6 protein-coding genes are annotated in these 14,140 nt (G+C 70.1%); 4 read left to right on the top strand and 2 right to left on the bottom strand.

Annotated elements, in window-relative coordinates; translation table 11 throughout:
• Positions 1 to 2: 2 nt before the first annotated feature.
• Both C6P64_RS08345 and C6P64_RS08340 read right to left on the bottom strand, forming a co-directional pair.
• Positions 3 to 1,451 (bottom strand): circularly permuted type 2 ATP-grasp protein, encoded by a 1,449-nt coding sequence (locus tag C6P64_RS08345; protein WP_105748099.1) that lies wholly within the window; start codon positions 1,449 to 1,451, stop codon positions 3 to 5.
• Between the two features lie 84 nt (positions 1,452 to 1,535).
• Complete coding sequence (locus tag C6P64_RS08340; protein ID WP_105748098.1) at positions 1,536 to 4,034, bottom strand: DNA internalization-related competence protein ComEC/Rec2; 2,499 nt, start codon at positions 4,032 to 4,034, stop codon at positions 1,536 to 1,538.
• A 134-nt stretch (positions 4,035 to 4,168) separates the two neighbouring features.
• On the opposite strand from C6P64_RS08340, the gene C6P64_RS08335 reads away from it, so the two are divergent.
• From C6P64_RS08335 to C6P64_RS08320, 4 genes are all read left to right on the top strand, one after another.
• Positions 4,169 to 7,690: a transglutaminase family protein gene (locus C6P64_RS08335; RefSeq protein ID WP_105748097.1), complete on the top strand. Its 3,522-nt coding sequence runs from the start codon at positions 4,169 to 4,171 to the stop codon at positions 7,688 to 7,690.
• A gap of 78 nt (positions 7,691 to 7,768) precedes the next feature.
• Entirely contained in the window at positions 7,769 to 10,312 is a 2,544-nt protein-coding gene (locus C6P64_RS08330; RefSeq protein WP_245911673.1) for a circularly permuted type 2 ATP-grasp protein, read from the top strand.
• A 5-nt stretch (positions 10,313 to 10,317) separates the two neighbouring features.
• Positions 10,318 to 11,229, top strand: coding sequence for a transglutaminase family protein (locus C6P64_RS08325; RefSeq protein WP_105748095.1), 912 nt, complete (start codon positions 10,318 to 10,320; stop codon positions 11,227 to 11,229).
• Positions 11,230 to 11,402: 173 nt separating this feature from the next.
• The gene (locus C6P64_RS08320; RefSeq protein ID WP_105748094.1) at positions 11,403 to 14,111 is read left to right on the top strand and encodes an ATP-binding protein; all 2,709 of its coding nucleotides are present in this window, start codon (positions 11,403 to 11,405) and stop codon (positions 14,109 to 14,111) included.
• The last annotated feature ends 29 nt before the right edge of the window (positions 14,112 to 14,140 follow it).

Raw genomic sequence — 14,140 nt, 5'->3', positions numbered from 1 at the left:
CCTCAGTCTTCCAGTACCCAGGTGTCCTTGGTGCCGCCGCCCTGGGACGAGTTCACCACCAGCGAGCCTTCCTTGAGCGCGACGCGCGTGAGTCCGCCCGGCACGATCTGCACCCCCTTGCGGCCCGACAGCACGAAGGGGCGCAGGTCGATGTGGCGCGGCGCGATGCCGCGCTCGACATAGGTCGGGCAGCTCGAGAGGCTCAGCGTGGGCTGGGCGATGTAACCCTCGGGATTGGCGAGCACGGCCTGGCGGAATTCCTCGATCTCGGCCGCGGTCGCAGCCGGTCCCACCAGCATGCCGTAGCCGCCGGCACCATGCACTTCCTTGACCACCAGGTCCTTCAGGTTGGCCAGGATGTACTTGAGGTCGTCGGGCTTGCGGCCCATGTAGGTGGGCACGTTCTTCAGGATCGGTTTCTCGCCCAGGTAGAACTCGATCATCTGCGGCACATAGGGGTAGATCGACTTGTCGTCGGCCACGCCGGTGCCGATCGCGTTGGACAGCGTCACATTGCCCTTGCGGTAGACATCGAGCAGGCCGGCGCAGCCCAGGGTCGAGTCGGGGCGGAAGGCCAGCGGGTCGAGGAAGTCGTCATCGACGCGGCGGTAGATCACGTCGACCCGCTTCGGGCCGCGCGTGGTGCGCATGTAGACGAAATCGTCCTTGACGAACAGGTCCTGGCCCTCGACCAGCTCGACGCCCATCTGCTGGGCCAGGAAGGCATGCTCGAAATAGGCGCTGTTGTACATGCCGGGCGTGAGCACGACCACGGTCGGATCGACCGGATGGTCGGGACAGACCGAGCGCAGCGTCTCGAGCAGCAGGTCGGGGTAATGCGCGACCGGCGCGACCCGGTTCTGCGCGAACAGCTCGGGAAACAGCCGCATCATCATCTTGCGGTCTTCCAGCATGTAGCTCACGCCGCTGGGCACGCGCAGGTTGTCCTCGAGCACGTAGTATTCGGCCTCGCCCTGCCCGCCCGGCACCGGGGCGCGCACGATGTCGATGCCCGAGATGTGCGAGTAGATGCCGCCCGGCAGGTCGACGCCGACCATCTCGGGCCGGAACTGGGCATTGCCCTCGATCTGCTCGCGCGGCACGATGCCGGCCTTGACGATCTCCTGGTCGTGGTAGATGTCGTGCAGGAAGCGGTTCAGCGCCGTGACGCGCTGCTCCAGGCCCTTCTCCATCGAGCGCCATTCCTCTGCCGGGATCACGCGCGGGATCAGGTCGAAGGGAATCAGCCGCTCGGTGCCGGCGCCGTCCTCGTCCTTGGCGCCGTAGACCGCGAAGGTGATGCCAACGCGGCGGAAGATCATCTCGGCTTCCTCGCGGCGCGCCCGCATCACGTCGTCGGGCTGCTCGGCGAGCCAGCGCGCGTATTGGAGGTAGTGCTCACGCACCTGGCCGGGTGCGGCATACATTTCGTCGAATTGGTGTCGGCTCATGGGGGGCTCGCGTTTATCTGGGCAATTCCATGTTAGCAAGTAACGGGCCAATGTCGGACCGGTCACTGGCCGGGTCGCCAGGGATCATTGACCCAGATCAATGGCGGCATCGGCATCCGCCTGCCAGTAGCGCGGCCGGACTTGGCGCTGGCAGAGCAAGGCCGCAGGCCTGTCGCTGCGCCAGCTGGCGGCGCCACAGCTCGGGCTGTTGCTCCAGGCAATGGCACGCGCGCGCAAGCGCTGCAGCACCTCGGGGGCCGGATGACCGAAGCGGTTCTGGTGGCCGGACTGGATCACGACCCAGCGCGGGCGCAGCGCATCGAGCCAGGCCTCGCCAGACGAGGTCGAGCTGCCGTGGTGGGCGGCCAGCAGCAGGTCGGCGCGCAAGCCGGGCAGGTCTTGCAGCAGACGCGACTCCTCGGCCGCCGTGATGTCGCCGGTCAGCAAGGCCACCCGTCCGCTCGCGCTGCTCACGCGCAGCACGCAGGAGCGCGCGTTGTCGCTCAGGCGCAGGCCATCGTCCTCGGCGCGCGGGTGCAGCCACTCGAAGCCCACCCCATCCCAGGACCAGCGCTGCCCGGCCTCGCAGCGGCGCGCCGCACGGCCGGTCGCGCGCCGGGTGTCATAGGAGGCCCAGAGCTCGGCGCGCGGGTGCTGGCGCAACAGCTCGGACAGGCCGCCGGCATGGTCGAGGTCGTCGTGGCTTGCGACCAGCAGGTCGAGCCGGTCGCCGCCGGCGCGCAGCAGCGGCAGCAGCACCCGCTGTGCCGCACTGCCGCTGCCCTGGCCAGGCCCGGTGTCATGCACCAAACTGTGGCGTGCCGTGCGCACCAAGACAGCCGATCCCTGCCCGATATCGGGCGCCAGCAGCTCGAATTCCCCCACCATGGGGCGTGGCGGGGTCCAGGTCAGCAGCGGCCAGCACAGCAGCAGGCCCCAGGCGCGCTGGGCCCAGGGCAGGCGCAGCACCAGCAGGACGGCGCCGGCCAGCGTCAGCAGCGCCAGCGCGGGCGGCAGCTCGGGGCGCTCGAAGGCGGCCCAGGGCAGCCGGGCCAGCCCTTGCAGGCCAGCCGTCATGAGATCGGCCGCCCAGGCCGCGAGCCGCCACAGCGGCGCCCAGAGCAGGCCGAGCATGGCCAGCGGCGTGACCAGGCCGGTGACCCAGGGCACGGCCGCCAGGTTGGCCAGCAGGCCGACGATGGACATCAGGCCGAAGCACAGCAGGGTCAGCGGCGCCAGCGCCACGCTGACGATGGCCTGGGTGCGCAGCAGGTCGATGAACCAGGCGCGCAGGCCGCTGCTCTCGGCCTGCCCGAGCCAGGACGAGGCCAGCAGCACGCCGACCGCGACGAAGCTGAGCCAGAAGCCCGGCTGCAGCAGCGCCCAGGGATCGAGCAGCAGCACCACGACCATCACCGCCAGCAGCAGCACCGGCCAGGGCCAGCGCGCGCCGTTCAGGCGCAGCCAGGTCAGGCAGGCCAGCATCAGCACGGTGCGCTGGGCCGGCACGCCCCAGCCGGCAAACAGCGCATAGGAAAAAGCCAGCGCCAGGCCGCCGAGCGCCGCCGCCGTCGGGGCTGGGCAGCGCCACAGCAGGCCGGGCCAGAACCGGGCCAGCGCGCGCCAGCCGCGCCCGACGCAGGCCGAGGCCAGCAGCGCGAACATCGTCACATGCAGGCCCGAGATGCTGACCAGATGGGCCACCCCGGTCAGGCGAAAGACCTCCCAGTCGTCTGAGTCGATCGCGGCCTGGTCGCCGACCACCAGCGCCGCCAGCAGGCCGGCAGCGCGCGCATCGGGCACCGCGGCCTGGATCGCGGCGCGCACCGCCTGGCGAGCCTGCGCGACCGGCAGCCAGACCTGGCCCGGCAGCTGCCGCGGCGCCAGCCGGCCGCGCCCCTCGCGCACCGAGCCGGTGGCCTGCAGGCCCTGCTCCCACAGCCAGAGCTCGAGGTCGAAGCCCTGCGGATTGGCCAGGCCATGCGGGCGCTGCAGGCGCGCGACCAGTTCCCAGCGCTGGCCGGGCAGCAGGGTCGGAGGGGCGATCGGCGCGGGCTTGATTGACTTTGCCGGCTGCACCTGCGCCGTGGCATCGGACTCGGCGCTGCGCTTCCACCAACCCAGCTGGACCCGCCCGGGCGACTCGACCAGCAGGCCGTTCCAGCGCGCCGACTCGACGACGAACTCGAACTGCACGCCGCGCTCGCCGGGGCGCGGCAAGCCCGCCACATGGCCGACCAGCAGCAGTTCCTGGCCATCGAGCGCCGCCGGCAGCAACTGGCCGGCACGCTCGAGCGCGCGCAGGCCGGTGGCGCCAGCCATCAGCGCCAGCACCGCCAGCGCCAGCAGGGCCGAACGGGCCAGGCGCAGCCAGGCCCTGGCTGGCGCCGCGCTGGACCGCCCGGCCCCTTGCAGCCGGCCCGCTGCACCAGGCCCGCCATCCCGGCGGCGCAGCATCCAGGCCAGGCCGGCAAGCCCGACTCCCAGCAACATCAGGCCCAGATAGGCGTGCGCGCTCCAGAGCACGGGCTGCTGCAACTGCAGCGCGACACCCATCACCGCGCCGAGCAGCGTGGCGATCATGACGCGGTCAATCCTTGATCCGAATCAAGCCAACCGTCATCAGGACTGGCGCGCAACTTGCTAGGATGTGATGAGCCAGATCCCTCCGATCGAGACGGTCCATATTCCCAGCCTCCCAGCCCTGAAAGTTACAGATGGCGATCCATGTTGCTCTGAATCACGTCACGCACTACCGCTATGACCGCCTGGTCAACCTCGGTCCCCAGGTCGTGCGCCTGCGTCCGGCGCCGCACAGCCGCACCCGGGTGCTGTCGTACTCGCAGAAGATAGAACCGGCCGAGCATTTCATCAACTGGCAGCAGGACCCGTTCTCGAACTACCAGGCACGGCTGGTGTTCCCGACCCCGACGCGCGAGCTCAAGGTCACGGTCGACCTGGTGGTCGAGATGGCGGTGCACAACCCCTTCGACTTCTTCCTCGAGCCCAGCGCCGAGAACTTTCCCTTCGGCTACAGCCCTGAGCTCGAGGCCGAGCTCGCGCCCTACCGCATCAAGTCCGAGCTGACGCCGCTGCTCGCGGCCTACCTCGAGCAGGTGGACAGCAAGGAGCAGCGCACGATCGACTTCCTGGTCGGCATCAACCAGAAGCTGCAGCAGGACATCTCGTACACGATCCGGCTGGAGCCCGGCGTGCAGACGCCCGAGCAGACACTCGAGAAACGCAGCGGCTCCTGCCGCGACACCGGCTGGCTGCTGGTGCAGCTGCTGCGCCAGCTCGGCCTGGCGGCGCGCTTCGTCTCGGGCTACCTGATCCAGCTGACCCCCGATGTCAAGGCCATCGACGGCCCGAGCGGCACCGAGGTCGACTTCACCGACCTGCACGCCTGGTGCGAGGTCTTCCTGCCCGGCGCGGGCTGGATCGGACTCGACCCGACCTCGGGTCTGCTGGCCGGTGAAGGCCATATCCCGCTGGCCTGCACGCCGCAACCCTCGAGCGCGGCACCGATCGACGGCGCGCTCGACGAGTGCGAGGTCGAGTTCGAGCACCACATGCAGGTCACGCGCATCTACGAGTCGCCGCGCGTGACCCGGCCCTACAGCGACGAGCAGTGGCAGGCCATCCTGGCGCTGGGCGAACAGGTCGACCAGGATCTGGTCGCGGGCGATGTGCGCCTGACCATGGGCGGCGAGCCGACCTATGTCGCCACCCGCGACCGCGACGCAGCCGAGTGGAACACCGATGCGCTCGGCCCGACCAAGCGCGACTACGCGACCGAGCTGCTCGGTCGCCTGCGCGAGCAGTACGGCTCGGGCGGCTTCGTGCACCTGGGCCAGGGCAAGTGGTACCCGGGCGAGCAGCTGCCGCGCTGGGCGCTGTCGCTCTACTGGCGCGCCGACGGCGAGCCGGTCTGGCACGACCCGTCCCGGCTGGCCGACGAGCGCAACCCGGCCCGCTACACGGCCGAGGACGCGCAGCGCTTCACCGAGGCGCTGGCGCGCAAGCTCGGCCTGGCGACCGACTTCATCACCCCGGGCTTCGAGGACAGCTGGTACTACCTGTGGCGCGAGCGCAAGCTGCCGGTCAACGTCGACCCCTTCGACTCCCGGCTCGACGACGAGCTCGAGCGGGTGCGCCTGCGCCGCGTCTTCAGCCAGGGACTCGAGGCGGCGGTCGGCTATGTGCTGCCGCTGCAGGCGCGGCACGAGGTCGAGGCCAGCGGGCCGCGCTGGGGCAGCGGGCCCTGGTTCTTCCGCGACGAGCGCATGTACCTGATCCCGGGCGACTCGCCGATGGGCTACCGGCTGCCGCTGGACTCGCTGCCCTGGGTCGCCGCGCGCGACTACCCCTACCACATCGAGCAGGACCCGAGCGTGGCGCGCGACGCCCTGCCCGCCGGCGCGACCTTCCTGCACCAGTACGCGCCGCACCAGTTCGGCGGCGGCTTCGCCGAGGGCGGCGTGGTCGCGATGCAGAACCGCGAGTACGGCTGGCATGAGGCGGAGCGGGCAGGCAAGGCGGGCGAATTGGCAGGCCGGACCGCTGCCGGGCTGGAAGCAGGCCGCGGCATTGGCAGCGGCGCCGCTCCGGCCAGCGCCCTGGCAGCCGCCGACACGACCCGCCAGCCCGCCCGCCACGAATCGGCGCACTGGCTGACCCGCACCGCGCTGTGCGTCGAGGCACGCGATCCGCAGCGCGCCAACGGCCCCAAGGCCGAGGTGCGCCATGGCGGCGCCAGCAGCCACCTCTATGTCTTCATGCCGCCGCTGCAGCGCCTCGAGGACTACCTCGACCTGCTGGCCGCCATCGAGGCAACGGCGATCGAGCAGGATGTGCAGCTCGTGCTCGAGGGCTACCCGCCGCCGCGCGACCCGCGCCTGAAATTGCTGCAGGTCACCCCCGACCCGGGCGTGATCGAGGTCAACATCCACCCCTCGAGCAGCTGGGCCGAGCTGGTCGAGCGCACCGAGTTCCTCTACGAGGCCGCGCACCAGACCCATCTCTGTGCCGAGAAGTTCATGACCGACGGCCGCCACACCGGCACCGGCGGCGGCAACCATTTCGTGCTCGGTGGCGCCACGCCCTCGGACTCGCCCTTCCTGCGCAAGCCCGAAGTGCTCGCCAGCCTGCTGGCCTACTGGCACAACCACCCGAGCTTGAGCTACCTGTTCAGCGGCCTGTTCATCGGGCCCACCAGCCAGGCGCCGCGCGTCGACGAGGCGCGCAACGACCAGCTCTACGAGCTCGAGATCGCGCTGGATCAGATCGCGCGCAACCGCGAGCTGCACGGCGAGGCCATGCCGCCCTGGCTGGTCGACCGCACGCTGCGCAACCTGCTGATCGACGTCACCGGCAACACCCACCGCAGCGAGTTCAGCATCGACAAGCTCTACTCGCCCGATTCGGCCACCGGCCGCCTGGGACTGCTCGAGCTGCGCGCCTTCGAGATGCCGCCACATGCGCGCATGAGCATCGCGCAGCAGCTGCTGCTGCGCGCGCTGGTGGCGCGCTTCTGGCAGCAGCCGCAGGTCGGCAAGCTGACGCGCTGGGGCACCGAGCTGCACGACCGCTTCCTGCTGCCGACCTTCGTGCAGATGGACTTCGAGGATGTGCTCGATGACCTGGCCGCCTTCGGCTACCCGTTCGACAAGGCCTGGTTCGCGCCGCATTTCGAGTTCCGCTTCCCGCTGGTGGGCCAGCTCGCCACGCGCGGCATCGAGCTGAGCCTGCGCAACGCGCTCGAGCCCTGGCATGTGATGGGCGAGGAAAGCACTGCGGGCGGCACGGCGCGCTATGTCGACTCCTCGCTTGAGCGGCTCGAGGTCCGCGTCAGCGGCTGGAACGACAGCCGCTACCTGCTGACCGTCAACGGCCGCGCGCTGCCGCTGCAGAACACCGGCACCGTGGGCGACTATGTGGCCGGGGTGCGCTACAAGGCCTGGAACCCGCCGTCCAGCCTGCACCCGACCATCGGCGTGCATGCGCCGCTGGTGTTCGACATCGTCGACAGCTGGATGCAGCGCTCGCTGGGCGGCTGCCAGTACCATGTCACGCATCCGGGCGGGCGCAACTACGACAGTTTCCCGATCAACTCCTACGAGGCCGAGAGCCGCCGGCTGGCGCGCTTCTTCCGCATGGGCCACACACCGGGCCGGCTGCAGGCCGAGCCGGCCCAACCGAGCCGCGAGTTCCCGTTCACGCTCGACCTGCGGCGCTGAGACTTGTCAAAAGGGTGGGACCGGGCGACGAAGCAGGCATACTTCGCCTGTCCTCGTCGCTTGCCTACCCGTCTGACCTTGAACGATCACCCGCTGCCCCGTCCATCCGCCAGCCTGGCCTGCCCGCAGGCCTGGGCGCTCTCGCTCGCCCAGCCGGTCGCGGCGGGGCATCGCGACGAGCTGCGCGGCGGCCTGGCCGGTGCGGCCGCGCCAGCTGGCCTGGCGCCCGAGTGGGGCGAGTTCTTCGATCACCTGGGCGTCGAGGGCCTGTCCGACCTGAACCGGCGCGAGCAGAGCGTGGCGCGTCAGCTGCGCGACAACGGCGTGACCTATAACGTCTACGCCGACCAGGACAGCCAGCAGCGGCCCTGGTCGATCGACCTGTTTCCTCTCATCATCCCGGCCGCGCAATGGACCGGGATCGAGGCCGGCGTGCTGCAGCGGGCCCGGCTGCTCAACACCATCATGACCGACCTCTATGGCCCGCAGCAGCTGCTGCAGCAGGGCTTCCTGCCGCCGGCGCTGGTGCAGGGACACCCGGGCTATCTGCGCGCCATGCGCGGCCTGCGGCCAGCCGGGGAAACCTGGCTGCATGTGGTCGCGGTCGACCTGGCCCATGGCCCCGACGGCCGCTGGCGGGTGGTCTCGCACCGCACCCAGTCGCCGTCCGGGCTGGGCTATCTGCTGGAAAACCGCATGACGATCGGGCGCCAGTTCCCGAACGCCTTCAACGCGATGAAGGTGCAGCGCCTGGGCGCGAGCTACAAGGCGCTGATGCAGGGGCTGCGTGCGCTCAGTCCGCGCGGGGCCGACGCGCGCATCGCGCTGCTGACGCCTGGCCCCTACAACGAGACCTACTTCGAGCACGCCTACCTGGCGCGCTACCTGGGCCTGCCGCTGGTCGAGGGCAACGACCTGACGGTGCGCGACCAGCGGGTCTACCTCAAGACCCTGCACGGGCTCGAGCCGGTCGACGTGCTGATCAAGCGCCTGGGCGACGACTGGCTGGACCCGCTCGAGCTGCGCTCGGACTCGGCGCTCGGCGTGCCGGGCCTGATGCAGGCGGTGCGCGCCGGCCATGTGCTGCTGGCCAATGCGCCGGGCTCGGCGCCGCTGGAGTCGAGCGCGCTGCTGGGCTTCCTGCCCGCGATCAGCCGGCAGCTGCTGGGCGAGGAGCTGCTGCTGCCCTCGCTGCCGACCTGGTGGTGCGGCGAAGCCGCCAGCCTGGCCGACGGCCTGCACCGGCTCGAGCGCAGCGTGGTCAAGCGCACCTACCCGCGCACCAGCAGCGAGACCGAGATCGGCCCGATGCTGAGCCCGCCGGCCATCACCGCACTGCGCGAGCGCATCCGCGAGCAGCCCGAGCAGTACACCCTGCAGTCCTACCTGCCGCTGTCGCAGCAGCCGACCTGGCGTGCCGGCGAGATCGTGCCGCGCGCGGTCATGCTGCGCGTGTTCGCGCTCTGCGACGGACCGCAATCCTGGCGCGTGCTGCCCGGCGGACTGGTGCGCATGGCGCCGCCCGGCCAGGCCATCGCGTCGATGCAGAGCGGCGGCAGCAGCGCCGACTGCTGGGTCCAGACCGAGGGCGAGATCGACCGCACCAGCCTGCTGTCGGATGCGCACAATGCGCGCGCCCATGCCCAGCAAAAGCGCATCGTCTCGAGCCGCTCGGCCGAGAACCTGTTCTGGCTCGGTCGCTACACCGAGCGCGCCGACAACAGCCTGCGACTGGCCAGGCTGACGCTGCGCCTGCTGCAAGGCGAACAGCTCAACAACGCCGAGCTGCTGGGCTGGCTCGGCAAGGCCGCGCGCCACCAGGGCCTGGTCCCGTTCGATGCCACCGATCCGCTCCGTTCGGTGCGCGGCTTCGAGCGCCTGCTGATCGAGCGGCTCGGCGCCGGCTCGGGCAGCGCCAGCGTCGGCCACAACCTGCGCGCGCTGCGCCAGTCGGCCGACCAGGTGCGCGAGCGGCTCTCGCTCGACCTGCGCGCGCTGATCGAGCGCGTCGACGAACAGTTCACGGCGCGCCATGCCTCGCTCAGCGCCGACGCCGACTACGCGCCACAGGAAGCGCTCGACGCGCTCAACGAGGCCAGCGGCCTGCTGACCGCGATCACCGGCGAGCAGACCGACCGCATGGTGCGCGACGACGGCTGGCGCATGCTCAGCATCGGTCGCCACATCGAGCGGCTGCACACGCTGGCGGGCGCGCTGGCGCTGGCGATGGAGAGCGGCTGCCTGCGCCATGACGACGGCTTCGAGGCCTTGCTGGCGCTGTTCGACAGCACGATCACCTTCCACTACCAGTACCAGCAGCGGCGCGACCGCACCGCGCTGCTCGACGTGTTGATCGTCAACCGCGACAACCCGCGCTCGCTGGGCTGGGTGCTGTCGACGCTGCGCTCGCGCCTGTCCAAGCTGCCGCGCGCCAAGGAGGACGGGATCAAGCTCAAGAGCCTGCTGCCCGACCCCGACGACTGGACGCTGGACCAGCTCATGGAGCCGCCGCTGCTGCCGCTGATGCGCCAGCTCGAGAGCTCGGTGCTGACGCTGTCGACCCAGCTCGCGCAGCGCTACTTCAGCCACGCCGACCGCGTCAACACCAGCCTGATGGCCTGATCCCCATGCTGCTGCGCATCGTCCACCACACCCGCTACCGCTACCAGGCCCCGGTGCTGCTGGCCCAGCACCTGGCCCACCTGCGCCCGCTGGAATGGCAAGGCCAGCAGGTGCTCGAGCATCGCTTGAGCGTCAGCCCCGAACCGGCCCAGCTGCAGCAGGGCCTGGACGCCTTCGGCAACTGGCGCTGCTTCTTCGCGCTGCAAAGCGCGCACGAGACGCTCGAGGTCGGCGCCGACAGCCTGGTGCAGACCCGCCCCCCCGCGCCGCTGCCCGACTCGCCCGCCTGGGAAGAAGTCCGCGAGGGCTTCCGCTACCACGCCGGCGCCCGCTACCTGCCCGCGAGCGAATTCCTGTTCGCCTCGCCCTATGTGCCGCGCGATGAAGCCTTCGCCGCCTTCGCGCGTCCGGTCTTCACGCCCGGGCGGCCGCTGCTCGAGGCCTGCGCGGCGCTGTGCCGCAAGATCCACACCGATCTCAAGTACGAGAGCGCCAGCACCCAGGTCAACACCCCAGCGCTCGAAGCGCTCGCGCAGGGCAAGGGCGTGTGCCAGGACTTCGCCCACATCATGATCGGCTGCCTGCGCAGCCTGGGCCTGGCCGCACGCTATGTCAGCGGCTACCTGCTGACCCAGCCGCCACCGGGACAGCCGCGCCTGATCGGCGCCGACGCCTCGCACGCCTGGGTCTCGGTCTGGTGCGACGGCGCCTGGCATGACTTCGATCCGACCAACGACCGCTGCGGCAGCCCTTGTCCGGGCGAGGACTATGTCACGCTGACGCTGGGACGCGACTTCGGCGACGTCTCGCCGCTGCGCGGCGTGATCCAGGGCGGCGGCGCCCACCTGCTGCAAGTCGAGGTCACGGTGGCGCCACCTGGGGAATACCCGGACCAGGCCCCCGTGCCACACGCCTGAAGCGATCTGACGCTAAGCTGTCACACCAGACCAGTCCGCTGGCTCGGTCGCGATCGACCAGCGCATCAGTCGAGCACCTGGCAGCCGATGCTGCCCAGCGAGCGCTTCGTAGCAAGATAAAATTTCCGATTTCAATAATAAAATCAGTTTTCCGCTGAACTTCCGGCCCCGCCATGTCCTTGCCGATCATCCAGTTCAAGCTCAAGTTCAAGCTGACGGTCCTGGTGATCGGGCTAGTGGTTTTCCTGACCACGATCCTGGGCTTCTACTTCGACGGCGTGCTCAAGGCCCATTTCAGCGAGCAGGCGCAGCAGCAGCTCCAGCATGGCTTCAACCGCCTCTCGCACCACCTGGTGCAGACCGAGACCCAGCTCAGCGAGGGCGTGGCGCTGCTGGAAAAGGACCCCCGCTTCATTGCCTCGATGCAGCGGATGGAGGAGGCGCAGCAGCAGGACTCGCCCGAAGCGCTGCTGCTGATCGACGAGGAAAAGAAGAACCTCGCCAGCTACCTGCTCACCCATGCCAAGCTCGCCTTCCACCAGAGCGCGGTGCTCTATGGCCGCCGCGGCGAGCTGATTGCCTATGCCGGCAAGGAACAGGGCCGCTACCGGGAGGCCTATATCTCGTTCGCCAACGGCCGCGCCAGCGCGCTGCAGCGCAGCGAGGGCAGCAGCTTCTATGCCTCCGTCCCGCTGCCGGCCCCGAACAGCCCGCTGCGCTACCAGCATCCGAGCTACCAGACCAGGCCCCGGGCAGGCAATGCCATCGTCATCAGCTACCACCGCACGGGCGACGAGCTGCTGATCCGCGCCAACCTCAACATCCTGCGCGACGATCCCGGAACACCGATCGGCCACCTCGAGATGAGCCGGACGCTGGACCGCAGCTTCTTCGATGACTTCTCGCACGATCTCGGCTATGGGCTGGACACGAGCTTCGACAGCCCCTATGCCGATCGCGCGCAGCGCCTGGGCCCCGGGCTCGCGGTCCCGCCGATCCGGCCGATCGAGAGCCGCGACACCTTCATCGGCGTGATCGGCCTGCCGATCGCGAACGGGATGGCCTATCTGACCGCCCGGCTGCCCCATGCCCAGGGCGAGGAGCTGCTGCATCGCAGCCGGCAGCAACTGCTGCTGTTGCTGCTGCTGGCGATCGGCTGCACCCTGCTGCTCGCGCATGTCGTGCTGCGCCAGCTGCTGGAGCGGCCGCTGGCCGCGCTGCGCCTGCAGATCGAGCGGATCCAGCAGCAGGATGGCAGCGGCCCCCGGCAGGACCAGGACGGCGACGAGATCGAGGCGGTCTCGCAGACCCTGGACCAGCTCGCGGCCACCGTCCATGCGCGCGAACAGGAGCTCGAGCAGCAGCGGCAGGACCTGGAAGACCTGCTGATCCAGCGCACCGCCGACCTCGCGGCGCTGCACGAGGTCGGCATCCGCCTGCGTGACGCCAAGGAGGCCGCCGAAGGCGCCAACCAGGCCAAGTCCGAGTTCCTCGCGATGATGAGCCACGAGCTGCGCACCCCGATGAACGGCATCCTCGGCATGGCGCAGCTGCTGCACAGCCAGGAATTCAGCGCGGCCGACCGTCACAAGCACCTGCAGGTCCTGCTCGACTCCGGCCAGCAGCTGCACGCGCTGCTCAACGACATCCTCAACTTCTGCCAGCCCGAGGCCGGCGAGATCCCGCTGCAGCTGGCTGACTGCGCCATGCCGGGGCTGCTGCACGACTGCGTCGCGGCCTTCGAGGCCGCGGCGCGCCACAAGCACCTGCAGCTCGATAGCCGCTGCGAGCTCGGGACGCAGACCCATTACCGGATCGATCCGCTGTGCCTGCGCCAGCTGCTGTCCAAGCTGATCGACAACGCGATCAAGTTCAGCCACGCAGGCCGGGTCCGGGTCGAACTCGACCTGATCGAGAGCGACGAGGACGGCGCGCTGCTCGAGTTCTCGGTCAGCGACACCGGCATCGGCATCGCGGCCGAACAGCTCGATGCGGTCTTCGAGCGCTTCCGGCAGCTCGACGGCTCGGGGACGCGCCGCTACGGCGGCAGCGGCCTCGGGCTCGCGATCGCGCGCCAGCTCGCCGAGCGCATGGGCGGCGAGCTCGGCGTCCACTCCGAACCCGGCCGTGGCTCGCGCTTCTGGTTCCGCCTGCGCGCGCCACACGCTGCGGCCAGCCCGCTGGCGCCGATCGCGGCACCGAGCACAGCGCCAGTGCTCGACCTCGAGCAGGCCGGCAAGGCGCTCGGCGGCGACCCGGACCTGCTCAGGACGGTGCTCGCCAGCTTCCACCAGGATTTCTCGGACGCCTCCGAGCGGCTCGGCCTGCTGCTCGCGCGCGATGAGTTCGAGCCGGCGCTGCGGCTGCTGCACACGATCAAGGGACTCGCGCCCCTGTGCGGCGCCGGTGCACTGCACCAGCTGGCGCAGCAGTTCGAGCAAGGCCTCAAGCAAGGCGACCAGCGCCTGCTGCAGGCGTTCACTGCCAGCCTGCAGCAGGCGCTCGCGGCGATCGCCGCGCTGTGCGCGCCCAGCGATGCCGCCCCGGCCAAGGCGAGCGCCGCGCCAGCCCATCCGGGACCAGATGTGCCAGGCATGCCAGACGCACCAGGCGCGACCGCCGTCAGGCTGGCCGAGCTGCTGCCCCGGCTCGAAGCGCTCGCGCGCCTGCTCGAAGGCAGCCAGGTCCGGTCGCAGCCCTGCAGCGAGGCGATCGAGGCGCTGCTGGCCGGCACCCGCTGGCAAGCCGACTACGCCCCGATCAGCGAATCGATCGCGAACTTCGACTTCGAGGCCGCGCTGCAGCAGCTGCAGGACTTCGCCAGCCAGCACCTGCGCCACTGGTCATGGCCAGGCCCGTCCCCGGTCCCGTCACTGGCCTAGAAAACAAGAAACTAGAGAATTAAAACAAG

The organism is Malikia granosa (assembly GCF_002980595.1).
GTDB classification, from domain to species: domain Bacteria; phylum Pseudomonadota; class Gammaproteobacteria; order Burkholderiales; family Burkholderiaceae_C; genus Malikia; species Malikia granosa.
The sequence above is the reverse complement of the archived record's forward strand: the minus strand, read 5'-3'. Positions and strand labels throughout refer to the sequence as shown.

Bases quoted from the DNA above. Each gene is read 5' to 3' on its own strand.
- C6P64_RS08345 (WP_105748099.1), bottom strand. From the start codon at position 1,451: ATGAGCCGACACCAATTCGACGAAATGTATGCCGCACCCGGCCAGGTG.
- C6P64_RS08340 (WP_105748098.1), bottom strand. From the start codon at position 4,034: ATGATCGCCACGCTGCTCGGCGCGGTGATGGGTGTCGCGCTGCAGTTG.
- C6P64_RS08335 (WP_105748097.1), top strand. From the start codon at position 4,169: ATGGCGATCCATGTTGCTCTGAATCACGTCACGCACTACCGCTATGAC.
- C6P64_RS08325 (WP_105748095.1), top strand. From the start codon at position 10,318: ATGCTGCTGCGCATCGTCCACCACACCCGCTACCGCTACCAGGCCCCG.
- C6P64_RS08320 (WP_105748094.1), top strand. From the start codon at position 11,403: ATGTCCTTGCCGATCATCCAGTTCAAGCTCAAGTTCAAGCTGACGGTC.